Source organism: Niveispirillum sp. CC-CTL257, assembly GCF_059489915.1.
The window spans coordinates 3,336,541-3,360,892 of record NZ_JCAJXE010000001.1; the positions used below are offsets into that span (position 1 = coordinate 3,336,541).

General features: G+C 64.8%; 21 protein-coding genes. 14 read left to right on the forward strand and 7 right to left on the reverse strand.

Annotated features, from left to right (window positions below):
- Window positions 1-19: 19 nt before the first annotated feature.
- Window positions 20-808 carry a lysophospholipid acyltransferase family protein gene (locus tag ABC729_RS15745; RefSeq protein WP_495608486.1) on the forward strand — a complete coding sequence of 263 codons (789 nt, stop codon included), beginning with the start codon at window positions 20-22 and terminating at the stop codon, window positions 806-808.
- Window positions 809-868: 60 nt separating this feature from the next.
- Here the strand turns inward: ABC729_RS15745 and ABC729_RS15750 are convergent, their stop codons facing one another.
- Window positions 869-1,189, reverse strand: a complete 321-nt coding sequence (locus ABC729_RS15750) for a hypothetical protein (RefSeq protein WP_495608487.1) — start codon at window positions 1,187-1,189, stop codon at window positions 869-871.
- A gap of 377 nt (window positions 1,190-1,566) precedes the next feature.
- Between ABC729_RS15750 and ABC729_RS15755 the strand changes: the two genes are divergently transcribed.
- From ABC729_RS15755 to ABC729_RS15790, 8 genes are all read left to right on the forward strand, one after another.
- Window positions 1,567-2,157 carry an outer membrane beta-barrel protein gene (locus ABC729_RS15755; RefSeq protein ID WP_495608488.1) on the forward strand — a complete coding sequence of 197 codons (591 nt, stop codon included), beginning with the start codon at window positions 1,567-1,569 and terminating at the stop codon, window positions 2,155-2,157.
- Between the two features lie 252 nt (window positions 2,158-2,409).
- Window positions 2,410-3,168: a ribosome maturation factor RimP gene (gene rimP, locus ABC729_RS15760; protein WP_495608489.1), complete on the forward strand. Its 759-nt coding sequence runs from the start codon at window positions 2,410-2,412 to the stop codon at window positions 3,166-3,168.
- Window positions 3,169-3,198: 30 nt separating this feature from the next.
- Window positions 3,199-4,695 (forward strand): transcription termination factor NusA, encoded by a 1,497-nt coding sequence (gene nusA, locus ABC729_RS15765; protein WP_495608490.1) that lies wholly within the window; start codon window positions 3,199-3,201, stop codon window positions 4,693-4,695.
- Window positions 4,696-4,727: 32 nt separating this feature from the next.
- Window positions 4,728-5,426, forward strand: a complete 699-nt coding sequence (locus tag ABC729_RS15770) for an RNA-binding protein (RefSeq protein ID WP_495608491.1) — start codon at window positions 4,728-4,730, stop codon at window positions 5,424-5,426.
- Window positions 5,427-5,475: 49 nt separating this feature from the next.
- Window positions 5,476-8,307: a translation initiation factor IF-2 gene (gene infB / locus ABC729_RS15775; protein WP_495608492.1), complete on the forward strand. Its 2,832-nt coding sequence runs from the start codon at window positions 5,476-5,478 to the stop codon at window positions 8,305-8,307.
- A 321-nt stretch (window positions 8,308-8,628) separates the two neighbouring features.
- Entirely contained in the window at window positions 8,629-9,255 is a 627-nt protein-coding gene (locus ABC729_RS15780; protein ID WP_495608493.1) for a LysE family translocator, read from the forward strand.
- Window positions 9,256-9,355: 100 nt separating this feature from the next.
- Window positions 9,356-11,434: a carbon starvation CstA family protein gene (locus ABC729_RS15785; RefSeq protein WP_495608494.1), complete on the forward strand. Its 2,079-nt coding sequence runs from the start codon at window positions 9,356-9,358 to the stop codon at window positions 11,432-11,434.
- A gap of 1 nt (window position 11,435) precedes the next feature.
- Entirely contained in the window at window positions 11,436-11,627 is a 192-nt protein-coding gene (locus ABC729_RS15790) for a YbdD/YjiX family protein (RefSeq protein ID WP_495608495.1), read from the forward strand.
- 151 nt (window positions 11,628-11,778) lie between these two features.
- On the opposite strand, the gene ABC729_RS15795 is transcribed toward ABC729_RS15790, so the two are convergent.
- From ABC729_RS15795 to ABC729_RS15820, 6 genes are all read right to left on the reverse strand, one after another.
- A complete protein-coding gene (locus tag ABC729_RS15795) occupies window positions 11,779-13,578 on the reverse strand; it encodes a M3 family oligoendopeptidase (protein WP_495608496.1) in 1,800 nt (599 codons plus the stop codon).
- A 105-nt stretch (window positions 13,579-13,683) separates the two neighbouring features.
- Window positions 13,684-13,887, reverse strand: a complete 204-nt coding sequence (locus ABC729_RS15800; RefSeq protein ID WP_495608497.1) for a hypothetical protein — start codon at window positions 13,885-13,887, stop codon at window positions 13,684-13,686.
- 224 nt (window positions 13,888-14,111) lie between these two features.
- A complete protein-coding gene (locus tag ABC729_RS15805; protein ID WP_495608498.1) occupies window positions 14,112-15,008 on the reverse strand; it encodes an ROK family protein in 897 nt (298 codons plus the stop codon).
- A 66-nt stretch (window positions 15,009-15,074) separates the two neighbouring features.
- Window positions 15,075-18,608, reverse strand: coding sequence for a glycosyl hydrolase 2 galactose-binding domain-containing protein (locus ABC729_RS15810; protein WP_495608499.1), 3,534 nt, complete (start codon window positions 18,606-18,608; stop codon window positions 15,075-15,077).
- Between the two features lie 136 nt (window positions 18,609-18,744).
- Entirely contained in the window at window positions 18,745-19,545 is an 801-nt protein-coding gene (locus tag ABC729_RS15815) for an anti-sigma factor family protein (protein WP_495608500.1), read from the reverse strand.
- Between the two features lie 4 nt (window positions 19,546-19,549).
- Window positions 19,550-20,071, reverse strand: a complete 522-nt coding sequence (locus ABC729_RS15820) for a sigma-70 family RNA polymerase sigma factor (protein ID WP_495608501.1) — start codon at window positions 20,069-20,071, stop codon at window positions 19,550-19,552.
- A 193-nt stretch (window positions 20,072-20,264) separates the two neighbouring features.
- Between ABC729_RS15820 and ABC729_RS15825 the strand changes: the two genes are divergently transcribed.
- The 5 genes from ABC729_RS15825 (at window position 20,265) to ABC729_RS15845 (ending at window position 24,352) form a co-directional block, all read left to right on the forward strand.
- A complete protein-coding gene (locus tag ABC729_RS15825) occupies window positions 20,265-21,887 on the forward strand; it encodes an FAD-dependent oxidoreductase (RefSeq protein WP_495608502.1) in 1,623 nt (540 codons plus the stop codon).
- A gap of 72 nt (window positions 21,888-21,959) precedes the next feature.
- On the forward strand, window positions 21,960-22,724 hold the full coding sequence (locus ABC729_RS15830) for a methyltransferase domain-containing protein (protein WP_495608503.1): 765 nt from the start codon (window positions 21,960-21,962) through the stop codon (window positions 22,722-22,724).
- 39 nt (window positions 22,725-22,763) lie between these two features.
- Window positions 22,764-23,120 (forward strand): hypothetical protein, encoded by a 357-nt coding sequence (locus tag ABC729_RS15835; RefSeq protein WP_495608504.1) that lies wholly within the window; start codon window positions 22,764-22,766, stop codon window positions 23,118-23,120.
- Window positions 23,121-23,219: 99 nt separating this feature from the next.
- Entirely contained in the window at window positions 23,220-23,729 is a 510-nt protein-coding gene (locus ABC729_RS15840) for a helix-turn-helix domain-containing protein (protein ID WP_495608505.1), read from the forward strand.
- Between the two features lie 236 nt (window positions 23,730-23,965).
- Window positions 23,966-24,352 (forward strand): hypothetical protein, encoded by a 387-nt coding sequence (locus ABC729_RS15845; protein WP_495608506.1) that lies wholly within the window; start codon window positions 23,966-23,968, stop codon window positions 24,350-24,352.

Here is a 24,352-nt window from a genome sequence, read left to right on the forward strand (position 1 = left end):
TCTTCCGGACCAGATGCGCATGATTTTCCTCCGTTCTCTGCTGTTCAATGTCCTGTTCTTCTCCTGGACGGCGGTTTATTGCACCGCGATCTTCTGGACGCTGCTGTTTCCCCGATCGGTCCTGCTGGCGGCCATCCGCTTCTATATGCGCAGCCTGTGTTTCCTGGAGCGCCACGTCATCGGCCTTCACTATGAGGTGAAGGGGAGCGAGCATCTGCCCAAGGATGGGGCCTATCTGGTGGGGGCCAAGCACCAGTCGATGTGGGAGACGATGAAGCTCCACCTCATCTTCCGCGACCCCGCCATCGTGCTGAAGCACGAGCTGATCCATATCCCGCTCTGGGGCTGGTATGCCTGGCGGGCCCGCATGATCCCCGTGAAGCGCGGCAAGCGCGGGGCCGCCATCGCCTCCCTGGTCAAGGGTGCCAGGGAGATGAAGGCGATGGGGCGCGAGATCGTGATCTTCCCGCAAGGCACGCGCGTGGCCGTGGGTGAATACCGTCCCTATAAGGTGGGGATCGCCGTTCTGTATGATGATCTGAACGTGCCGATGGTGCCGATGGCGGTCAATTCCGGCGTCTTCTGGGGGCGCAAGACCTTCCTGAAGCGGCCCGGTCGCATCACCATCGAATTCTTGCCGCCCATCCCGCCGGGCCTTCCCAAGGATGTGGCCCTGTTCGAACTGGAGGCGCGGCTGGAAAGCGCCAGCAACCGGCTGGCCCTGGCCGTGGGTGGGGCCGCCACCCTGAACCCCAGGGCCGCCGACCCTGGCAATGCCGGGGCGGCATTGGCCGACACTGAAGGCTGAAACGTCAACGCCCCGCAGATGCGGGGCGTTTTGCCTTGAGCTGGTCGTCAGGAGCAGGGATCAGCCACGGCTCTTGAAGCTGCGCAGTTGTGTGTTCAGTTGCATGGCCAGGCTGCTCATCCGGTCCGTGGCCTCATTATAGCGGGCGGTGATTTCGGGGGTGAAGTTGCCCTTTGCCTCTGCCTCCAGACAGGACAGATATTCCTGCGTCTCCATGATGTAGGCCTTCACGGCCTCCTGAGCCTGATTCATTTCAGTCGGAGCTGCGGTCGTACCGTCAGGAACGGTCGGCGCGGCGTTGATGGCGCAGCCGGCAAAGGCCGGTACAGGCAGCAGCAGCAGGGAGGCCAGCAGAAGGGCGGAACGGGTCTTGGTCAGCATGTGGCGGTCTCCTACTCTGTGCTGCGCTGCAAAATAATTCCAATCTGATGTGTAAAGACCATGCCACAGCCCCACAGAAACGCAATAGCCTGAGTTTTTACTTTTGTGCATCGCAACCAAGACAAGCTATGCGCTAACAATTGTAACAATTCGGTTCATTTTATACTCTGCGACGGTGTTTTTGATCAGATAATTATCCGGCATTCGAGGTAATTTGCGAATGCCTGTCAAATGGGCGATCAGTCGCAGTTTTTGCCTGCGCAGACCGCACAAATACGCGGCCCACATCTGCCGACGCCGCCACTTCCGCAGTGCGGCACGAGCGCTTATGTCTGCGGCCAGGGGCGAGGCTTTAGAAGTTACAGGGAACAGGTATCATGAAGACCAAACTGCTGATGGCGGTCGCCGCCATGCTGCTCGCCGCCACCGGTGCTGCCCGTGCCGAAGACGGCCCTTATGTCTCCGCCTCTGTCGGCGCCTTTGTCGGCAATGACTATACCCATGCGACGACGTGGCGGACCGCCAAGGGCAACGCCGACAAGAAGTACACCAGCACCATCGCCGCCGGTTACCGGATGGACGATTTCCGTTTTGAACTGGAAGGCGGTTTCGGGCGTCTGGCGGACATCACGGGCAACAAGTCCGCGACCGTGACCCAGCCCAATGGTGACCTGTCCATGTGGACGGCCCTGGCCGGTGCCTATTACGACATTCCCGTCACCAAGACGTACCAGCCCTATGTCGGTTTGGGCGGCGGTGTCGCCGACCTGAAGAATGACAGCAGCCTGCTGATCGTCAAGGAAGGCACCCATGGCGCCCTCTTCGCCGAAGCCGGCCTGAACATGGTGGTCTGGGATGGGCTGACGCTGGCCCCCGGCTATCGCTACCTGTGGGTAGACAGCAAGGGTGGTGGGTCCGACTATGTCACCAGCCACATTGTGAAGCTGACGGCCCGCGCCAGCTTCTGATGAAGGAAAGCCTTCTCCCCAGGATGGTTAAAGCCACCCTGGGGGGCAGGGATGCAAGGCCCTGTAGTGATTCCGCTTTTCACGCGGGCCGTTCGGGTCTATATACCCATCATCTTTATCCCATACGGACCGGCCAGCGACCGTCGTTGGCAGGCTGGTCTGCTTTGCGGGTGGGCCTTTGGCCCGCCTTTTTGTTTATCTGGGCTCCGCTTATCCGGCACAGGCTGGGTGGCGGGTGGAGTTGGAACGCGAATGGACGTGCTGGAACGCATCGGTGGCATCATCACCCCCTCGGTCGAGGCCATGGGGTATGAGATCGTGCGCCTGCAGATTTCCGGTGGTGAGCGCCCGACCTTGCAGATCATGGCTGACCGCGCCGATGGCGGGGCCATGACGGTTGAGGATTGCGCCGACATTTCCCATGCTGTTTCGGCCCTGCTGGACGTGGAAGATCCGATCACGTCGGCCTACACGCTGGAAGTGTCCAGCCCCGGTATCGACCGCCCGCTGACCCGCCTGAAGGATTTCGAGCGGTTCAAGGGACTGGAAGCCCGTATCGAAACCCAGATGCCGATGGATGGGCGCAAGCGCTTCCGCGGCACCCTTTATGGGGTCGAGGGCGGGAATGTGCTGATCGCTCTGGATGCCAAGACCTCACAGCCGCCCAAGCGCAAGCCGGGGGCGAAGGTTTCGGCCAAGGCGAAGCCCGTGGAAATTGATCCGGGTCTGGTGGAAGTGGCAGAGATCCCCTTTGACCAGATCGCCAAGGCCCGGCTGGAACTGACCGACGAGTTGCTGAGCATGGCGGCATCCGAACAGGGGCTGGCTGCGGGCACCGAGGGCGGGCAGATGGATGTGGACGACACGGCCAAGCCGGTGAAGCGTCCCAAGGCCGAGAAGGCGTCCAAAAAGAAGGGTCCGGGGCGTTTTGCCCGTCAGGGCCAGGATGAACAGGATGTTGTGACCACCGATGGCCCCTCCGACGCCGATGCCGGCGCCGGGGCGGTCTGACGACCAGGATAGAAGGCAGGGTTCGCCAGGATGGAACTGCTTCAAGTAGCCGACGCGGTCGCCCGCGAGAAGAATATCGACAAGGAGCATGTGCTCGAAGCCATGGAGGAGGCCATCAAGAAGGCTGGCCGCTCCAAATATGGGCACGAGCACGACATCCGTGCCCGGATCGACCGCAAGACGGGCGATATCCAGCTGACCCGCCACATGGAAGTGGTGGAAGAGGTGGAGAATGAGGCCGTGCAGGTGACGCTGGCCAAGGCGCGCCGCAAGAACCCGAAGGCGCAGCTTGGCGATTTCATCGTCGATCCGCTGCCGCCCATCGATTTCGGCCGCATCGCCGCCCAGACCGCCAAGCAGGTCATCGTGCAGAAGGTGCGCGAGGCCGAGCGCGAGCGTCAGTATAATGAATATATCGACCGCAAGGGCGAGATCGTGAACGGTCTGGTCAAGCGCGTCGAATATGGCAATGTCACCGTCGATCTGGGCCGCGCGGAAGCCGTGCTGCGCCGGGACGAGTGCCTGCCGCGTGAGCATTTCAAGACCGGCGACCGCGTCCGCGCCTACATCTATGATGTACGCAAGGAACCGCGCGGCCCGCAGATCTTCCTGTCGCGCACCCATCCGATGTTCATGGCCGGTCTGTTCAAGGCAGAAGTGCCGGAAATCTATGACGGCATCATCGAGATCAAGGCCGTGGCCCGTGACCCGGGAAGCCGCGCCAAGATCGCCGTCATCTCCAAGGACAGCTCCATCGACCCCGTGGGCGCCTGCGTCGGTATGCGCGGTTCCCGCGTGCAGGCCGTGGTGGGCGAGTTGCAGGGCGAGAAGATCGACATCATCCCCTGGAAGCCCGATCCGGCCACCTTCGTCGTGAACGCGCTGGCCCCGGCCGAAGTGGCCAAGGTCGTGTTGGATGATGAAGGCAACAAGATCGAAGTCGTGGTTCCCGACGACCAACTGTCGCTGGCCATCGGCCGCCGTGGTCAGAATGTCCGTCTGGCGTCGCAGCTGACGGGCTGGACTATCGACATCATGACCGAGGCCGAAGAACGCGAGCGCCGCCAGACGGAATTCTCGTCGCGGTCGGCCCTGTTCATGGAGGCCCTGGACGTCGACGACATGATTGCCCATCTGCTGGTGAACGAAGGCTTCACCTCGGTTGAGGAAATCGCATTCGTCGACCTGGACGAACTGACCCGGATCGAGGCGTTTGACGAGGATGTGGCCGCCGAGCTGCAGAATCGCGCCGTCACCTTCCTGGAACAGCAGAACGAAATCCTGGAAACCAAGCGCCGCGAACTGGGCGTGGAAGACGATGTCGCCAATATCGAGGCGCTGACGCCGACCATGCTGGTCAAGCTGGGTGAAAAGGGTGTCAAGACGCTGGACGATCTGGCCGATCTGGCCGGTGACGAGCTTTTGGACATCATCGGCAAGGATGCGATGACGCTGGACGAAGCCAATGAGGTGATCATGGCCGCCCGTGCGCATTGGTTCGCCGACGAGGAAGGGGCGGAAGGCTGAGGCCTTCCACTCCAGGTTATTGAGGAACAGGCATGAGCAGCGGCACTGATACGACGCCCGGCTATCCGCCGGAACTCGACGCCGAGGCCCAGGCCGACGAACCGGAAGCCGTGGCGGGCCGCAAAAGCCCGCTGCGCCGCTGCATCGCCAGCGGAAAGGTCCAGGACAAGGCGGGCATGATCCGCTTCGTTGTGGGGCCGTCGCTTCAGGTGGTTCCCGATGTGGATGAAACCCTGCCCGGTCGCGGGCTGTGGTTGACGGCTGACGCGGCACTGGTCGAAAAGGCCCTGAACAAGGGACTGTTCGCCAAGGCCGCCCGCCAGGGCGTGAAGCCCGTGCCGGACCTGCTGGTGCTGACGCGCCGGCTGATCCGTCGCCGGGCCCTCGGTCTGATCGGTCTTGCCCGCAAGGGCGGGGGTGCCATCGCGGGTTTCGAGAAGGTACAGGCTGCATTGCGTTCCGGTTTCATAGGCCGGGCAGGCGGTGCGGGCCAAAAGGGTGTAGGGTTGTGGTTAGAGGCGTGTGACGGGTCCGACGATGGTCGGACCAAGTTGCATGCCTTGGCACAGGCGCTGGGTGTGCCGCTGGTCGATGTCTTCGATCGGACGGAACTGGGGGCGGCTCTGGGCCGGGAAGAGGCGGTACATGCGGTGATGGCGGCGGGTCCGCTGGCACAGCAGGTCCGCCGCGAGGTTGCACGGCTTTCCGCCCTTGGCGGAACGGCCGCCTGAGTCATTGGGCGGATGTGTTAGGTTTCAACGGCTTACTGTCGGATTAGGGATGAGCGATACCAACGACCAAAACCGCGACAAAAAGGTGCTGACCCTGGGTGGTCGCCCGACGCTTGGACTGGGCGGGGCCAATAAGCCGAAGCAGGCGGCCCCTGCACAGCCCGCAGCGGCAGGCGGCGGCGCAGGCGCGTCCGGCACCGTGCGCCAGAGCTTCTCGCATGGACGCGGCAAGGAAGTGGCGGTCGAGGTCAAGCGCAAGAAGACCTTCGAGAAGGGTGCCATTCCCGGCGTCGCCGATGGCGGTGCTGCTGCCCGGCGCGCAGCCGAGGGTGCGGCCGGCGGCCGCGGGCCCCAGCCGCGTGGCAATGCCCCCCGTCAGCTGAGCGACGCTGAACGCGAAGCCCGCATCCGCGCCCTGCGCTCCGCCGCTGAGGCCGAGGGCGAGCGCGCGATCCAGGAAGCAGCAGAGGCAGAAGCCCGCGCCATCGCCGAAGCCGAAGCGGCTGTCGCCGCCGAAGCCGCAGCCCGCGCCCGTGCCGAGGCCATTGCCCGCGCCGAGGCCGAGGCCGCAGCCCGCGCGTCCGAACCGCTGGACGAGGACACGGTCCGCCGTCGCGAGCTGGAAGAACTGCGCGCCATCCAGGAGGCCGAGAAGGCCGCCGCTGCCGAGGCCGAGCGCCGCCGCAAGGATGCGGAGGACGCCCGCAAGGCCGAAGCCGCCAGCCGTGCGGAGACCAGCCGGTCGCGTCACGCTGCCCCGGCCGCGTCCGATGATGACCGTTCCGGTCGTCCGGCCGCTGCCCGTCCTGCCGCCACGACGACGACGGACGCCGGTGCTGCCCGTCCGGCTCTGCCCGGTGCGCGTCCGCCCGCCGATTTCGACGATGAAGATGGTGGTGCTCGCCGCGCCAAGGTGGCCGGTCCCGGCAAGACCGCCGCCAAGGTCCCCGCCGCTCCGGTCAAGGCCAAGGTCGATGACAAGCGTCGCGGCGGCAAGATGACCATCTCGCAGGCCCTGTCGGACGATGAAGGCCGCCGCGGTCGCTCCATGGCCGCCGCCAAGCGTGCCCGTGAGCGTGAGCGTCTGCGGATGTTCGGTCGTCAGGAGACCCAGAAGGTCACCCGCGACGTCATCATCCCCGAGGTTATCACCGTCGGCGATCTGGCCAACCGTATGGCCGAACGCGGCGCCGATGTCGTGAAGTCGCTGATGCGCATGGGCGTGATGGCCACCATCACCCAGACCATTGATGCCGACACCGCCGAACTGGTCGTGCAGGAATTGGGTCACCGTCCGGTTCGCGTCGCCGAGAGCGACGTGGAAATCGGCGTGATGGGCAACGAGGATGTGGCCGAGGATTTGATGTCCCGTCCGCCCGTCGTGACCGTCATGGGTCACGTCGACCATGGCAAGACCTCGTTGCTGGACGCGCTGCGCAAGACCGACGTTGCAGCCCGCGAGGCCGGTGGCATCACGCAGCATATCGGTGCCTATCAGGTACAGCTGAAGTCCGGCTCCAAGATCACCTTCATCGATACGCCGGGTCACGCCGCCTTTACGGAGATGCGTGCCCGTGGCGCCAACGTCACCGACGTGGTGGTGCTGGTCGTGGCGGCCGATGACGGCGTCATGCCGCAGACGATCGAGGCCATCCGCCACGCCAAGGCGGCGGGCGTGCCGATCATCGTCGCCATCAACAAGTGCGATCTGCCCTCGGCCAAGCCGGACCGCGTCCGCCAGGAACTGCTTCAGCATGATCTGGTCGTGGAAGGCATGGGCGGTGACGTCCTGGACGTGGAAGTGTCGGCCAAGGCCGGCATCAACCTGGACAAGCTGGAAGAAGCCATCCTGCTGCAGGCCGAAATCCTGGAGCTGAAGGCCAACCCGAACCGCACCGCTGATGGCGTGGTGGTCGAGGCCAAGCTGGACAAGGGCCGTGGTCCGGTCGCCACGGTGCTGGTCAAGCGCGGCACCGTGAAGGTGGGCGATATCGTGGTCGCCGGTTCCGAATGGGGCCGCGTCCGCGCCCTGGTCAACGACCGTGGCGTCAATGTTCCCGATGCCCCGCCGGCCATGCCGGTCGAGGTTCTGGGCCTGGGCGGCGTGCCGCTGGCCGGTGAAGAGATGGTCGTGGTCGACAGCGAAAGCCGCGCCCGCGAAATCACCGAATACCGTGCCCGCAAGAAGCGTGAAGCCGAAAGCGCCAAGTCCGGCCGTGGTTCGCTGGAACAGATGTTCAAGCAGATCCAGGCGGGCGAAGCCAAGGAACTGCCCATCGTCATCAAGGGCGACGTGCAAGGTTCGGTCGAAGCCATCTCCGGTGCGCTGGAGAAGCTGACGGCCGAGCATACCGAGGTCAAGGTGCGCGTGCTGACGTCCGGTGTGGGCGCCATCACGGAAAGCGACATCACGCTGGCCAATGCGTCCAAGGGTCTGGTCGTGGGCTTCAATGTCCGCGCCAATCCGCAGGCCCGCGATATGGCCAAGCGCGACGGCGTGGAAATCCGCTACTACTCGATCATCTACAACATCATCGATGATGTTAAGCAGATGCTGACCGGCATGCTGTCGCCGACGCTACGGGAGAAGTTCCTGGGCAACGCGCACATCCTGCAGGTCTTCAACATCACCAAGGTCGGCAAGGTCGCTGGCTGCCGCGTGAGCGAAGGCATCGTCAAGCGCGGCGCCAAGGTCCGCCTGCTGCGCGACAATGTCGTGATCCACGAGGGTACGCTGAAGACCCTGAAGCGCATGAAGGACGAAGTCCGCGAAGTGCGCGAAGGGTTCGAATGCGGCATGGCCTTCGAAAACTACGACGACATCCGCGAAGGCGACACGATCGAAGCCTTCGAGATGGAAGAAATCGCCCGCGCCCTGTAATCAGGGAACGGACGACGGAGGAAAGGCCGGTGCCCGATTGGGTGCCGGCCTTTTTCATTTGGGGCTTCTGGCGTGGCCCCGCTGCGAATCACCCTTGACGGATGGCGTCATCCGCGTGACGTTCAGCCCATGAACAGCTTCAGCCCCGCCCTTTTCGCCCAACAACAGGCCCGCCTTCTGGCGGTGGCCTGCGCGTGGCCGGATGGGATCAGGGCGGGATAGGGCGCAAGGCCCGCCGTCCCCCGATACCGGGACATCACGAACGTCAAGGACCCCGCCGACAGCCAGTCGGCGGGGTTTTTTCATTTCTGGAGATCAAAGATGCTGGATATGGCGCTTTTTCTGAAAGCCATGGGCATTGGTGCGGCCATTGCCGCGCCCGTGGGGCCCATGAGCCTGCTTTGCATGCGGACCACCCTGACGCGGGGATGGCGGCGCGGACTGGCCATCGGCGGCGGCATCGCCGTCGGTGATGCCCTTTACGGCGTCGTCGCGGCGCTGGGCATGGCGGGCCTGTCGGCCTTTCTGCTGGCCTATGCAGCCCCCCTGAATGTCGTTGCCGGCCTGTTTCTGATCTGGCTGGGCGTAAAGGCGCTGCGGGCCGATCCGGCAGCAGAGGCCAGGACCATTGCCGAAGGCGGAGCGGGCCGCGACTTTGTGACGGCGATTCTCCTGACCCTGACCAACCCGCCCACGATCCTGACCTTCGCCGCCATCTTCACGGCCCTGGTGCCGGCGGAAGGGGCGGGGGTGGGGGCGGCCCTGGCCACCGTGGCGGGGGTGTTCGCGGGGTCCCTGCTGTGGTGGGGCATCATCATCGCCCTGGTCGGGTTGCTGCGCCATGCGCTGGGTCTGGGTGCCCGCCGCTGGCTGGACATTGTGTCGGGCCTGGCGCTGGCGGGGTTGGGTCTTGTGGCCCTGGGACGCGGAGTGGCGGCGTTGTTGTAAAAGCTTGTCAAGTTGCGCTGGCCTTTCCCGGTTCCACAGCGTTTCATGGGAAACGTGGGAGGAAAAAGCCGCGACCCGCGCGGCGCCTGGGAGAAGATAAATGCCCAAACTGGCCCAAAATCTGATCTGGATTGTCATTGGCGTCTTCGGTGCTGCTTGCCTGGGCGGGATCGCCCTGCACCGGGGAGAGACGATCAATGCCCTGTGGTTCATCGCGGCGGCCTTCGGCATCTATGCCGTCGCCTACCGGCTTTATGCCGGCTGGATCGTTACGCGCGTGCTGGTCGCCGATCCCAGCCGGGCCACACCGGCCCTGCGCATCAATGACGGGCGCGACTATGTGCCCACCCATCGCTGGATCACCTTCGGCCATCATTTCGCGGCCATTGCCGGTGCCGGCCCCCTGGTCGGCCCCACCCTGGCGGCACAGTTCGGCTATCTGCCGGGCACGCTCTGGCTGTTGACCGGTGCCGTCATTGGCGGCTGTGTGCAGGATATGGTGGTCCTCTGGGCCTCCACCCGCCGGGATGGCCGCCCCCTGGGACAGATGGCGCGGGACGAACTGGGGCCTGTGGCCGGCGGGGCCGCCCTGGTCGGGACCCTGCTGATCATGGTGCTGATCGTGGCCGTGCTGGGTCTTGTCGTCGTCAATGCCATGAAGCACAGCCCGTGGGGCACCTTCACGGTGGCCATGACCATTCCCATCGCCATCCTGGTCGGCATCTATATGCGCAGCATCCGGCCGGGCCGGGTGCTGGAAGGATCGTTGATCGGACTGGCGCTGCTGCTGCTGGCCACCGTTGGCGGCGGCTGGGTGGCGCATGATCCAGTCCTGGGGCCAATGTTCGATTATGACGGGCCGGCGCTGGCCCTGATGGTCATCGGCTACGGCTTCTTCGCGGCCATCATGCCGGTCTGGCTGCTGCTGGCCCCGCGCGACTATATCTCCACCTTCATCAAGATCGGGGCCATCCTGCTGCTGGCCTTCGCCGTCGTCATCTTGCGGCCTGAACTGCATATGCCGGCCCTGACGCAATTCACCGACGGCACCGGGCCGGTGGTGGCGGGCGGGCTGTATCCGTTCCTGTTCATCACCATTGCCTGTGGTGCGGTTTCCGGTTTCCACGCCCTGATCAGTGCCGGCACCACGCCCAAGCTGATCATGTCGGAGAAGGACCTACGGCTGGTCGGCTATGGCTCCATGGCCATGGAAAGCTTTGTCGGCGTCATGGCCCTGATCGCGGCCTGCGTTCTGGACCCCGGCGTCTATTTCGCCATCAACAGCAGTGCGGGCATCGTCGGTGCCACGCTGGAGACGGCGACAGCCACCATCAGTTCCTGGGGTTTCCCCGTAACGGCGCAGCATATGCAGGAACTGGCGACGGCCATGGGGGAGACGACGCTGCTGGCCCGTACCGGCGGCGCGCCGTCGCTGGCCGTGGGCATGGCGCAGATATTCGCGGGGGCCTTCGGGCAGAACCTGCTGGCGCTCTGGTATCATTTCGCCATCATGTTCGAGGCCCTGTTCATCCTGACGGCGGTGGATGCCGGCACCCGCGTGGGCCGCTTCATGCTGCAGGACCTGCTGGGCAATATCTGGCGGCCGCTGGGCGATACCAAGGCGCGAGGGCCGGCGATTATCTGTTCGGCCCTGTTCGTGGCCAGCTGGGGCTATTTCCTCTATATCGGGGTCATTGATCCCTATGGCGGCATCAATATCCTCTGGCCGCTGTTCGGCATCTCCAACCAGATGCTGGCGGCCATGGCCCTGGCCATTGCCACGGCCATCATCGTGAAAAAGGGCAAGGCCCGCTATGCCTGGGTCACCGGCCTGCCCATGGCGTTCCTGGCCGTCACCACCACCTATGCCGCTTGGTTGAAACTGTTCGACCCCAACCCGCGCATCGGCTTCCTGGCCGGGGCCAACGCGCTGGAGGGCAAGCTGGCGGCGGGGTCGCTGTCGGGCAAGGCGCTGGAGTCTGCACCGCAGTTGATCTTCAATCAGCGGCTGGATGCGGCCCTGACAGTATTCTTCATCATTGTGCTGTGGGTGATGATCATCGAAATGGCCCGCATCTCCCTTCGCCATGTGCAGGGCAAGGCGGTGCCGCCCCTGACCGAGGCACCCTATGTCGATGCGGCCAGCCTGCCGCAGCCGGCCGGGGCGGGAGGGCATTGAGATGATGGCGGGACCGGCCCGGTTCCTGCGCACGGCCTGGACCGTGCTGCGGGAGGTTTCGGGCGACGCAGCCTATGACCTGTACCTGACCCGCCATCTGGAACGCCACCCGGACCAGCCGCCGCTGGACCGGGAGGCCTTCTACCTGTCGGAACTGGACCGGCGGTGGAGCGGGGTCAATCGCTGCTGTTGATGTAATACCGACGGTCAAAATTGTTGACCGTCGGTACGGCGGCGACCGCCGCCGCGCGCCACGTGGCGCGTAGCCAAGCTGCGGATGCAGCGCCGGCAATTGAGGGGCAGGAAATAAAGCGGTGGTGAAGGACCCTCACCACCGCTTTATTTCAAAGGCTTTCCAGCTCCGTGATGAAGCTGTCCAGCAGGCCCAGGCCCTTGTTCCAGAAGGACGGGTCCTTCAGGTCCAGGCCGAACGGGGCCAGCAGGTCGGTATGGTGCAGCGTGCCCGCCGCCGACAGCATGGCCATGTACTTGTCCGCGAATTCTGCCCCCTGGCCCTTGGCCGCCGCCTCCTGGTACGCGGCATACAGGCTGTTCACCAGACAGTCGCCGAAGGCATAGGCATAGACATAAAAGGGCGAGTGGACGAAATGCCCGATATAGGTCCAGTAGGGCCGGTAGCTGTCTTCCCAGCGGAAGGCGGGACCCAGGCTTTCGGTCTGCACCTCCATCCAGATATCGGCGATGCGCTCGGCCGACAGCTCGCCCTCGTGCCGTTCGGTGTGCAGCTTGCGTTCGAACTGATAAAACGCGATCTGGCGCACGACTGTGTTGATCATGTCCTCCACCTTCCCGGCCAGCAGCGCCTTGCGCTTCTTGGGATCGGTGGTGGCGTCCAGCAGGCCGCGGAAGGTCAGCATCTCCCCGAAGACAGAGGCGGTTTCGGCCAAGGTCAGCGGGGTTGAGGCCTGCAAATGCCCCTGTTCGCGGCACAGATACTGATGCACGCCATGGCCCAGCTCATGCGCCAGGGTCATCACATCGCGCGTGCGGCCCATATAATTCAGCAGAAGATAGGGATGGGCCGAGGGCACCACCGGGTGCGCGAAGGCACCGGGATTCTTGCCGGGACGCGGCGGTACGTCGATCCAGGGATTGTCGAAAAATTCCTGGCCGATCTCCGCCATTTTCGGGCTGAAGCGGGCATAGGCGTCGCGGACGATGCGCTTGGCCTCCTCCCACGGGATCTTGCGGTCATCATCGCCGGGCAAGGGCGCGTTGCGGTCCCAGTAATCCAGCTTGTCCTGCCCGAACCACTTGGCCTTCAGCGCATAGTAACGGTGGGACAGGCGCGGGTAGGCGGAGCGGACGGAGGACAGCAGCGCGTCCACCACCTCATCCTCCACCTGATTGGCCAGATTGCGGGATGACCAGGGGTTGGCGTAGCTGCGCCAGCGATCCTCGATCTCCTTGTCCTTGATCAGGGTGTTCATGATGTGGGCGAAGGTGCGCTGGTTCTTCCCCAGCACCTCGCCCAGCACCTGGGCCGCGTCCTTGCGCACGGCGGCGTCGGTGGAGGAGAGCAGGTTGAGGGCCTGGGCCGAGGTCAGCTCCTCCCCCCGGATGGGGAAGCGGAGATCGGCCAGATGTTCATCGAACAGCCGGGTCCAGGCGGCACGGCCCGCCACATATTTCTCATGCAGCAGCTTCTCTAGTTCGTCCGACAGCTGATGCGGGCGGAAGATGCGGGTGTCGCGCAGGAAGGGGCGGTAGGCGGCCAGAGCGGGGTTCGCCAGCTTGGCTTCCAGGGCCGCATCCTCCAGCCGGTTGATCTCCAAGGTGAAGAACAACAGATGCACGGAAATGCCCGTCACCCGCTCGCTCATCCCCTGATAGAAGCGGCCGATATTGGGATCGGCCATGTTGGAGGCATAGAGCAGGCCAGCGAAGGACATGACCTTCGACAGAACCTCGTCCAGCTTTTCATAATCGGCGATGGCCTGGGCCAGTTCCGCCCCGCTGAACCCCGCCAGCTTGCCCTGATACCGTTCGGCAAAGGCGGCGGCGTCGCCCTCTGCCTTTGTCAGGTCGGCGGCCAGTACGGGGCAGTCGGGGCCGGCATACAGGTCGGACAGGTCCCAGGCGGGCAGTTCGCCCAGGTCGGCATGGTTCAGGCTGTCGGGCACGATACCCCTCCGGCATTGCAATCACGTCAATTGCATATGGCACGGGGGCAGCGGCAGTTCAATCGGACGGGATGGTCGCCCGTCCGTCACAGCAGGTTAAAAAGGTCAGGCCGCCGAGATGGCCGCACCAACCGGGCCGCAATCATTGCTGGCGATACGGTCCGCCGTGACGCGGACGATGCGCAGTACATCCTCCGGCACCACCCCGTCACGATCCATCAGCAGCAGGGCGATGGGATCGGACAGAAGCTCGCCAAGGCTGGCTTCGCCCAGCAGGGCATGATCAAGGGGCAAGTCATTGGTATTCATAAGCGTCCTCCTGTCCGGGCCCGTGAGGGGCCTGCATACGCGGTTCCACGAGGCAACGATTTGATCATGCGCCTGTTCCATGACATTTCAATGGCTGCATGATTGATTTCCCCTATCCTATCCCTTTGCGTCCCCCGCCGCCGTGATGGCGGTCACGCGGCCTATGAGATTGTCGCAGTGGGATATAGGGCGTAAGCGCGCAGCGCGTCGCGCCAGCCTATCTGTCAGGAAAGCCAGAGCCGGGCGGCACCCCGCACACCCGAACTGTCGCCCCAGCGAGCGGGCAGGATGCGGGCGTTCCAGGTGTCACAGAAGACATGGGCCTTGATGGCGGCGGGCAGGCCCTCATAAATCTCCGCCACGTTGGACAGGCCACCGCCCAGCACGAAGACATCGGGGTCCACGATATTGGCGATGACCGCCATGGAGCGGCCCAACCGGTGGATATAGCGATCCAGCGCGGCCTTGGCCCCCGGATCACCGCCGCGCGCCGCGTTGATGATCCATTCGCCGGGCTGGTCCTGGCCGGTGACGGCGGCATGGTCGCGGCGCAGGCCGGTGCCCGATACCCAGGTCTCGACACAGCCGCGCTGTCCGCACCAGCAGGCGGGGCCGGGAATTTCATCAGCCATGGGCCATGGTAGAGGCATGTGGCCCCATTCACCGCCAATGCCGTTGGCCCCTTCCACCAGCCGGCCATTGACCACCAGCCCGCCGCCGCAGCCGGTGCCGATGATGATGGCGAAGGCGACCTTCGCGCCCGCCGCCGCCCCGTCCACCACCTCTGACAGGGCCAGACAATTGGCGTCATTGGCTAGCCGCACGGGCTGGGACAAGGCGGCGGACAGGTCGGAGGCGAAGTCGCGACCGTTCAGATAGGTGGAATTGGCGTTGCGCATCAGGCCGGTGGCGGGATTGACGCTGCCGGGCACGCCCAGACCGATGCTGGCGGCACGACCCACGGCGGCCTCTGTACGTGCGATCAGGTCACGCACCGTATCAATGGCGGTGTCATAGGTGCCGGGGTTGGGCGCCCGCAGACGGGACAGGAACTCCCCCTCCGCCGACAGGGCCGCCGCCTCGATCTTCGTACCGCCGAAATCCACGCCTATCCTGATCATCAACACAAACTCTCTTGCGACCCGGTTGCCGGGTGGAATGGAAAAGGCCGGGCCCGTCAAAGCGCGTCAGGGCGTGATCGTCACGCTGACGCTGGTCGGCTGGATGTTCCAGCCACGCAGGGACAGGGCGGGTGTACCCGGTCCCGCCGCACGGGCCGGATAGGTGACGGCGATGTTACGCGTCTCCCCCGGCATCAGGGTTACGTAATTGTCGCTGACATAGGCCGGCAGGATGCGGGTGCCGTCCGCCTTCTGCGGCGTCAGCTTGGCCAGAAGGGCCGGGCTGTTGCCGCCATTGGACAGAGTCACGTCCAGCGTCACCTCCCCATTCGCCGCCACCTTGCCATTGGCCGAGATGGTGACCGGGGTGGTGGGCAGCTCATTCAGGCGTTGATGCGCGGCGGCGTCGGCGGCGACCCAGTAATCGTTACGCGACAGGATTTTGCCGGCCTTGTCGGTCAGTTCCAGGCTGACCAGCACCAGCTTCTCCGTTGCCAGCAGACCCTTCAGGTCCAGCGTGAAGGGATGGGCGACGGAGCCGGCCCCGGCATCCAGGGTGGCGGTGCGGTCGCCCAGTGCCTTGCCCGACAGGGAGCGCGTGCGGGCATTCAGGGTCAGGCCCGACAGGCCATCGCGGGTATTGTTGATGACCGTGATGCGATGGTCGGGCAGGTCCAACTGTGCATGCACCGGTTCAGACGCCTTCTTCATGCCGTAGAAGGCACCGTGCGTGTCGTAATCATGGGACAGGATCTGCCACATGGTGCTGGGCCAGGCGGGCTGCGTCATCCACAGCATGCGGCCGGAATTGCGCGTCCACAGGCCGGCATTCATGCCCTCGAAAATCGCGCGGTAACCTTCATAGTTCAGCATCTGCGCCTTGCGCTCGAAATCCGCCAGACTGCTGGCGGGGCCGAACTTCGTCGATATCGCATCCATGAAGGTCTGGGTGGCGCCGTTCCCGGTCTGGTGCCAGTCGTGATAGGCCCAGCTGTCGGAAATGGGCCACAGCTCCGTCTCCGGCATGGATGCCTTCAGCGCCTCCATGGTGGGGAAGGAGGGGGTACCCACCTCTACCGAGAAGCCCTGGGCATGCTCGGTGAAATAGGTTTCCGGCTCCCGGTAATTATAGGGGCCGCTGCCGGCCAGATTCACACGGTTGGACGAGCCGGTATAGTGGCGGGTGCCATCCTCCGCCCGGATCATGCTGTCCAGCGCCTCGTTCAGGATGGGCTGCGGCACGCCTTCGTTGCGCCCGAACCACAGCACGATGGAGGGATGGTTGCGATAGCGGCGGACCGTGTCGGTGGCATTGGCCATGAACAAGGGCACGTCCTGTGGTTCCAGCTGATAATCCTGGGTCGAGGCCCAGAAATCATTCAGCACCATCAAGCCGTATTCATCAGCCAGTTCGAAGAATTCTTCCTGCGTATTCTGGCCGACCCAGTTGCGGATCACATTCACATGCGCGTCGCGGTGCAGGCGGAAGTAAGGCTCCAGCCTGTCCCTGGCCACCCGCTTGCGCCAATCATCGGTGCCCCAGTTGCCGCCGCGCGCCGCGATGCGCACGCCATTCACCTTGATCACCATGTGCGGCGACAGTTCGGCACCGTCCACAGGCTTTACCGCGGGTGAGTTCTCGGCACCGGGGTACAGCGAGGCGGCCCAGCCGTCGGGCACCTTGCGGATGCCCTCATGCGTGACGTCAATGATCTTCTCCCCGCGTGCCTTGGCGTCGGTCAGGTCAACCTCCACCCGGCGCAGCGCCCCTTTCTGATCCATCAGAGAGAACTCGTAAGTGACCTCGCGGATGCCGAAGCGGAGTTCCTGGCTGTCCGACGGCTGACCATTGACCGATACCGCCAGTTTCATCTGATGCAAGGCTGGCTCGCCATAGCCGTTGGGCCACCAGAGTTTCGGGTTCTTCACCGACAATTGCGGGAATTCGGACGGTGCCAGGGTGATGGTGCCGCCACCGGCGGGGATGGTGGCCTGCTTGGTGACGCTCACCCCGTCAAAGCTGGCGGTGACGCTGGCCGATAGGGGCTGACCCGACAGGTTTTCCACCGGGACATTGATACTGATATCGGCGACGGAATTATCAGGTTTGGGCAGGGAGGTGATGACCTGCGTGTCGCCCAGCCTTGCATCGCCCGTGGCCGACAGGGTGACGTTGCGCCATAGGCCGGTATTGCGGTCCCGCACCGACGGGATCCAGTCCCAACCTTCCGATGCCACAAAGGTCGGCCCGTCCAGGGCCATGATGCCGCCGTTTTCCCCTACGGCGGAGGTCAGGCTTTCCTCGTGCGGGATACCGGGGCGGGGCGGGGGGCTGATGCGGATGGCCAGTGCATTGGCCTGTCCCGGCTTGGCGATGCCCGTCACGTCGAAGCGGCCCCGGATGAAGGCCCCCTTCATGCTGCCCAGCCTTTGCCCGTTCAGCCAGACTTCTGCCTGATAATTCACGCCGTTCAGCGACAATTGCAGGCGTTTGCCGGCCTGATCGGCGGGCACGGTGAATTCACTGCGATACCAGTAATCCTGTTTGTTCAGGCTTTCCGGGATGGCGAGGTTGTTGAGGCCGTAATCGGGATCGGGATAGATGCCGCGATCAACCAGCGTGGTCAGCACCGTGCCCGGCACTGTGGCCGCATACCAGGATTTGGCGTCAAAGCCGGGGCGCGACAGGGCGGGACCCCCATCGCGCAGCTTCGGCGCTTCCACCAGCTTCCACGCCCCCAACACCCATTCGCCCTCCCCCGCCGGGGCCAGGGCAGGGGTTTCGATGACGGGTTTGGCCACAGGTTGGCTGAAGCCCGTCTTGGCCTTGGGCCGGGTCCAGGGGTCCTGCGGGGCGACCTGCCCATACATCTGCCGCACCTGCACGGGCCAAGTGGGGGCACCATTTTCGAAATTGGTCAGGTCGATGCTGGGGGCGCTGCCGCCCAGCGCCTTGATATCACTGGCCGACAGGGCGCGGGGCAGGGCGGAGAAGCCGGCCAGACGGCCCGCGAACGGCGTGGCGGCGGCGGGCACGAAGGCGGCGGTGCGGCTGCGGCGCGGGGCCAGCATGAACTGCGCCATGGCGGATGTGGTGGCGGCATCGCCCGACGCCACTTCCCGTCCATCGACATAAAGTCGCGCCTTGGCCCCGTCAAAGCTGGCGGCCAGGAAGGCCCATTGGCCGGGGGGCAGCGTTTTGCCGCCGCTGATGGTCTTGGCCCCCGCCACGACCGCCGGCTTGCCATCCGACAGGGCCAGGAACCAAGCGGGGGCCGTGCCATCGGCGGTGGCGAAACCGCCCAGCAGCGACAGGCCCTTGCCCGCCGCTTCGGCCTGTACCCAGCCATAAAGCGTCCAGGGGGCATTGGCCGGGACGGGCGCGCCGGGGCTTTGCTTCTCGTCCAGCTTCGGCTTGGCCAGACCATCGCCGCCGGCGGGGAATTGCGCATCGAAGGGGCCGTAGCCGCCGGGTCCGAGACCGCCGGAACCACCCAGCCCCTGATGTGCCTGACCCCAGGCGGCGGGGATGGCAAGGCCGAGCGCCAGCGCTGTCAACAAGGCGGCGCGGACATGACGGCGGACAACTGCCTGCTTCATTGATTTTTCCTTCCCATGGATCGGCCCCTTTGGCGGGGCTGCTCTTGTCCAGGCCCAGGCGCGCATCACGGCCCTTGGCTGGCGGGAAGAATAAATAAAACAAATTTCATAAATAGAGAAGCGCGGAAGCGCAAACTCAGCCCGGCACGGGTCGGGCGATCAGGTTGGCAACGCGTTCCAGCGCCTTGATGTCGGCGGTGCCCATCAGGGCGTAGAGATAGGGGCCGGACCGCCAATAGATGACGTCGCCTTCGTCCGTATGGCCAAGCGTGGGGGCGACGGCGGGTTCGGCAGGGTCCACCCCGTCTTCCGTCACGAACAGCATGATTGTGCCCTTGGTTTCGTGCCGCCAGAAGACCTGCACGGCGTCGCCCCGGTCCCAGGCCGCCAGCTGTGCGCCCAGCAGCCGCCAGCGCTGGCTGGGCGGGTCGGGGATGGGCAGGGGGTGTGCAGCATCGACAGCAGCCAGACGGGCCGGCACCTCAGGTGTGGGATAGGCTAGGCTCTGGTCGGTGCGCACCTCTTTCATGGCGGTGCGGAAGGCTTCCGCCGCCTCATCCGCGAACAGGGGTACGATATGCGCCGCCTCCGCCGAGGGCTGTGCCCCGATGGGCAGCCAGCTGAGCCCATAGCCGGCGGCCAGACACAGGACGATGACCAGGGCGCGCTGCATCACATGTTCCGCCCCGCGCCAAATCAGGCGGCGGCGCAGACGCAAGGCCAGATGGCGTGTCTCCCCGTCCGGCGGGGCACCGAAACCGCTGTCACCCAGCCCTTCGCGCAGCAGGTCGGCATCGCCCAGCTCCGCCATCACGCGTGCCGCTTCCTCCGGGTACTGGGCCAGCCAGCGCTCCACCTCCGCCCGGCGGCGTGCGTCCAGGCCGCCATCGATATAGGCGTTCAGGTCATCCTCGGTGATCGGGTCGAACGGATGCATCGGCCTACTCCACCAACTTGAAGGATGCGCGGCGTTCGGCGGGCGTGGCAGGCCCGTCATCCGCCTGCTGCCGCAGGGCCTGACGGGCGCGTGCCAGCCGGGACATGACGGTGCCCAGCGGGATGTTCAGCATATCCGCGATCTCGCGATAACTCATCTCCTCCACCACGGCCAGCAGCAGAATCTCACGCATGCCATCGGGCAGGGCCAGAAGCCGCTCCACCACCTGTCGTGCCTCCACCCGCAGGTCGGGCAGGGCGGCGGCCATGGGTGTCGGCAGCATCTCCGCCCCCTGTTCCAGGCCCGTGCGCGCCACCTGTTCGCGCCGCCAGCCGGAAATGAAGGTGTTGTGGGTGATGGACAGAAGCCAGGCGCGCAGGTCCGATCCGGGCCGCCAGGTGCGGCTGCCGGCCAGGGCGCGGGCCAGGCTTTCCTGGACAAGGTCTTCCACCTGCCCCGGATCGCGGGTCAGCACCAGCGCATAGCGGCGCAGCGCCGGTATATGGCGGGTGATGTCGGGAAGCACGGCCAGGGACCCATCTGTTGGTTTGCGGTGTTTGAAGCATATACGCCGCTTGGCCCCGCCTATTCCCGTACCATGCGAAATTTTCCCGGACAGGCGTGCCATGCTGCGCTGCCACAAAAATTTTGGCACCGCAGGGAATAAGGCCGGCGCTGGTGCGTAAACCATGGAATTGAGCCAACCCGGACGTGTCATCATGTTGATCGATCTGCTGTCCCTGCCGCCCGACCAGGAATTCGCCGCCGATGTTGCCATCGTCGGCGCGGGCGCTGCCGGTATCGCGCTGGCCCTGCAATTGTCCCGCGCGGGCAGCGATGTCTGCCTGATCGAAAGCGGCGGGCCGACACTGGAGGCCGAACTGCAAAGCCTGAACAGCGGGGAGAATGTGGGCCTGCCCTATTACCCGCTGGACGTGACGCGCAACCGCGTGCTGGGCGGGACCACGGCCACATGGTCGGGGCGTTGCGTGCCGCTGGACCCCATCGATTTCGAGCGCCGCGACTGGGTCCCGCACAGCGGCTGGCCCGTGACTGCGACTGATCTGGCCGGCGATTACCAGCTTGCCGCCGAACTGTGCGGTGTGGGGGAGGCGAAGTTCAACGACCTGTGGCTGGAGGCGGGGCTGGATGATCCCGGCTTTGATCCCGCCCTGGTACAGGCCCGGTTCTGGCGCATGAAGGCGCAGCGGTTCGGGGAGGCGTTCCGCGCCGAACTGGACGCCAGCCCGCGCGTGCGCACCTTACTGCGGGGCACCGTCGTGAATATCGATGTGGCCGGCGATGCCCGCCGGGTTACGGGCCTGCGTCTGGCCACGCCGTCGGGTACGCGGCACCTGGTACGGGCGCGCCATTATGTGCTGGCCGCCGGCGGGATCGAGAATGCGCGCCTGCTTCTGGCCTCCAATGATGTGGAGAAGGCAGGCATCGGCAATGGCCGCGATCTGGTCGGCCGCTTCTTCATGGAACATCCCAAATGCCGGACGGCGCGGGTGCAGACCGATAATCCGGTGCGGCTTCTGGAACAGCTGCGCACCACCTATCCGCGCCACATGCCCCCGCTCTGCCCCTCCCTGGTCCTGTCCGCGGAAAAGCAGGCGGAACTGGGCGTGCTGAACAGCTCCATCGCGCTCTATTACCGGTCTTTCGCCGGCGTGACGGATGCGGCAACCGAGCTGAATGCCGCCTGGAAGAAGGGGCAATGGTGGCCGGAAGGGGCGGGGCGCAACCTGATGCGGCTGCTGCCGGTGCTGCCCACGGTGCCGGGCAATCTGTTCCGCCGTTATGTCCGCCGCCGCGCCCTGATCGCGCAGCCCAAGGCGCTTTATCTGCTGGTGCGCGGTGAGCAGGCGCCCAATCCCGACAGCCGTGTGCGCCTGTCGCAGGTCCGCGATATGCTGGGTCAGCGCCGGGCCGACCTGGACTGGCAATTGTCGCCGCTGGATAAGCGTTCGGCCCATGCCGTCACCGAACTGGTGGGGGCGGAACTGGCCCGCACCGGCCTGGGCCGTGTCCATCTGGATGACTGGCTGCTGGACGGGACCGATGCTTGGCCCACGGGGGCGGATGATGGCGACCATCATGATGTGCTGCAAGGCGGACACCATCATATCGGCACCACCCGCATGTCGGCCGATCCGTCCACCGGCGTGGTCGATGCCAATGCCAAGGTCTGGGGCAAGGAGAACCTGTTCGTGGCCGGCAGTTCCGTCTTTCCCACCTCCGGCTGGGCCAACCCGACGCTGACCATCGTGGCCCTGTCCCTGCGCCTGGGTGCGCATCTGGCGCGGCAACTGCCTGTGTCGGAAGCGGCGGCGGCTTAATACTGGTTGGGTGCTTGCCGGCCCTGCCGCTTCGCGCCACCATGGCGGTGTTTGGCGAAGCGGGAGGATGCGTTGGCCTGGAACCCGGACCTTTACGAGCGCTACCGCGTCCTGCGCGAACGGCCGGGGCGTGATCTTCTGTCGGCCATCCCCGACATCATGCCGGACGCCATCACCGATCTGGGCTGTGGCACCGGCTATCTGACGCGGCAACTGGCGGACCGGTTCCAGGCAGCCACCGTCACGGGGCTGGACAGCGATGCCGTCATGCTGGCCAAGGCGGCGGAGACCGCATCGCGGGTTTTCTGGCAACAGGGCGATATCGGGCACTGGCAGCCGGGGACGCCGCCCGACCTGATCTTCTCCAATGCCGCTCTGCACTGGCTGCCTGACCATGCCGGACTGTTCGCGCGGCTGGCGGGATTCCTGGCACCGGGCGGGGTGTTGGCGGTGCAGATGCCGGACAATTTCGCGGCCCCGTCACACCGGCTGCTGGCCGAACTGGCGGGGCGGCAGCCGTGGCGGGACGCCCTCACCGGTGCGCTGGACCATGGGACCGTGCTGACGGCAGATGCCTATTGGCGGACCCTGCGGCCCCATTGCCGCAGCATCGATATCTGGCACAGCGATTACCTGCAGGTGCTGGAAGGCGATGACCCGGTACTGGAATGGGTGTCGGCCACGGCCCTGCTGCCCGTCACCAACAGGCTGCCGCCCGATCAGGCCGCCGCATTCCGGGCGGCCTATGGTGCGGCGCTGCGTGAGGCCTATCCGGTGGAGGCCGATGGCAGCACCCTCTTCCCCTTCCGGCGTATTTTCATCCTGGTCCGGATTTAGGATAGTAGGGCCAGGGGCGCAGACGGGAGTGAGCCGGCAATGCCGTTGAATATACTGGAAGTGACGATCTTCGCGATGGTGCTGGCGGGCGGCAATGATCCGCTGGTCTGTACACGCCAGGAAGGGACGGAGGACATGGTGCTCTGTTCTAACAAGCAGGTGGTAACCCTGGACGGGGATCGCATCACCTTCAAGGACGGAACCTCCGTCGTGAAGTTCCCGGATGGGACTCTGGCCTTCTCCAACGGTATCCGGTCCCATTGGGGCAGCGCTGGGTGGGTACAGTTTTCCAACCGCGTCGCGGTGCGCCGCAACCCGGACAACAGCTTCAAGACCAGCACCGGCCTGATCTGCCGGGGGTTGAGCGAGGACAAGGCCAACTGCCAGAAGGCATGATCGCGCCTCTGCGATCTTTGGCTGCGGTCACCGCCTTCTTTCTGATACGATGCCAAGGGCGCGCCACCGGCGCGCCTTCACGGGACGGACCCTGGACCCATGGGCGAACGCACCAACGGCAATATCACCATCGTCGCCGGCCTGCCCGAGGCCAATGGCGTCAAGGTGGACGGCCACGCGTCCGCCAGCCGTCGGCGCGAGATTGCCGAACGGCTGCGCAAACAGGGATGGTCCTATCGCAGGATCGCCGATGCGCTTTCAGTCTCATATGCTACGATTCAGGTCTGGTTGGATGACCCTCCGATTCGCGCACCGGTAGAGCCGCTGCCGATTGCGGTCAACCCTCCCAGGCTTTCGGTCGTGGGAGGAACGGAACCTAGGATTTCCGCCACAACCTCTCCGATTCCCGCCCCAAATCATGCGGAGCTGATGGAAAAGATCGGCCAGCTGGCCGATGAGCAGCGCCGGCAGGCCGAGGCGATGCAGGCGATGGAAAAACGTCTGCTCAAGACTCTGCGGGACGAAATCAAGGTCTTGGGGCAGAAACTGATGGAAACCATCAAAACCTTGAAGCCCAAGTCGAAAACCGCGCCCAAGGACCCCGTCTGAGACGGCCATAGGTTGAACGCGCGAACCCCTTGTTTCGCCAATATTCTGGAGATTCAGAATTTCATTGGGGTACTATGAATTACCGCTTCTGGAGAGGTCAGAAGCTATAGACCCGAATGGGCGACAAGGGGATTGCTGTGGTTTCGACCGCTGCCCGGTGCCGGTCTTTTTCACATGCTGCGACGGCGGCGATAATCCTGATTCTCGGCCTCTCGTTAGGCGGGTGCGGCGGCGGATTGCCCAGCATCGATACTGAACAATTCAAGATTTCAGCGGCCATGGATGCCAATGCCGATGCGCCCGTCGCCGTCGATCTGGTCTTTGCCATGGACGAGGATGCGCTGGCCGCCGTTTCCAATCTGGCATCGGCGCAATGGTTCAAGGACAAGTCGCAGATCATGCTGGCCCTGCCCACGGGGTTGCGCGTGCATTCCTTCGAACTCTCTCCACAGCGTAGCATTCAATACGAGGTCGATAGCGGCGAAGACGAAGATGAGGCCGTCGGTGCCTTCATCTTTGCCGGATATTCCACACCCGGAACCCACCGCGCCCGCGTCGACCGGATGGAAAACCCCGTGGTGCGCCTGGGCCGCAGCGCCTTTTCCGTGGAAGCAGGACAATGA

Coding starts and splice junctions, on each gene's coding strand:
- ABC729_RS15745 (WP_495608486.1), top strand. CDS start 20: ATGATTTTCCTCCGTTCTCTGCTGTTCAATGTCCTGTTCTTCTCCTGG.
- ABC729_RS15750 (WP_495608487.1), bottom strand. CDS start 1,189: ATGCTGACCAAGACCCGTTCCGCCCTTCTGCTGGCCTCCCTGCTGCTG.
- ABC729_RS15755 (WP_495608488.1), top strand. CDS start 1,567: ATGAAGACCAAACTGCTGATGGCGGTCGCCGCCATGCTGCTCGCCGCC.
- rimP (WP_495608489.1), top strand. CDS start 2,410: ATGGACGTGCTGGAACGCATCGGTGGCATCATCACCCCCTCGGTCGAG.
- nusA (WP_495608490.1), top strand. CDS start 3,199: ATGGAACTGCTTCAAGTAGCCGACGCGGTCGCCCGCGAGAAGAATATC.
- ABC729_RS15770 (WP_495608491.1), top strand. CDS start 4,728: ATGAGCAGCGGCACTGATACGACGCCCGGCTATCCGCCGGAACTCGAC.
- infB (WP_495608492.1), top strand. CDS start 5,476: ATGAGCGATACCAACGACCAAAACCGCGACAAAAAGGTGCTGACCCTG.
- ABC729_RS15780 (WP_495608493.1), top strand. CDS start 8,629: ATGCTGGATATGGCGCTTTTTCTGAAAGCCATGGGCATTGGTGCGGCC.
- ABC729_RS15785 (WP_495608494.1), top strand. CDS start 9,356: ATGCCCAAACTGGCCCAAAATCTGATCTGGATTGTCATTGGCGTCTTC.
- ABC729_RS15790 (WP_495608495.1), top strand. CDS start 11,436: ATGATGGCGGGACCGGCCCGGTTCCTGCGCACGGCCTGGACCGTGCTG.
- ABC729_RS15800 (WP_495608497.1), bottom strand. CDS start 13,887: ATGAATACCAATGACTTGCCCCTTGATCATGCCCTGCTGGGCGAAGCC.
- ABC729_RS15805 (WP_495608498.1), bottom strand. CDS start 15,008: ATGATCAGGATAGGCGTGGATTTCGGCGGTACGAAGATCGAGGCGGCG.
- ABC729_RS15810 (WP_495608499.1), bottom strand. CDS start 18,608: ATGAAGCAGGCAGTTGTCCGCCGTCATGTCCGCGCCGCCTTGTTGACA.
- ABC729_RS15815 (WP_495608500.1), bottom strand. CDS start 19,545: ATGCATCCGTTCGACCCGATCACCGAGGATGACCTGAACGCCTATATC.
- ABC729_RS15825 (WP_495608502.1), top strand. CDS start 20,265: ATGTTGATCGATCTGCTGTCCCTGCCGCCCGACCAGGAATTCGCCGCC.
- ABC729_RS15835 (WP_495608504.1), top strand. CDS start 22,764: ATGCCGTTGAATATACTGGAAGTGACGATCTTCGCGATGGTGCTGGCG.
- ABC729_RS15840 (WP_495608505.1), top strand. CDS start 23,220: ATGGGCGAACGCACCAACGGCAATATCACCATCGTCGCCGGCCTGCCC.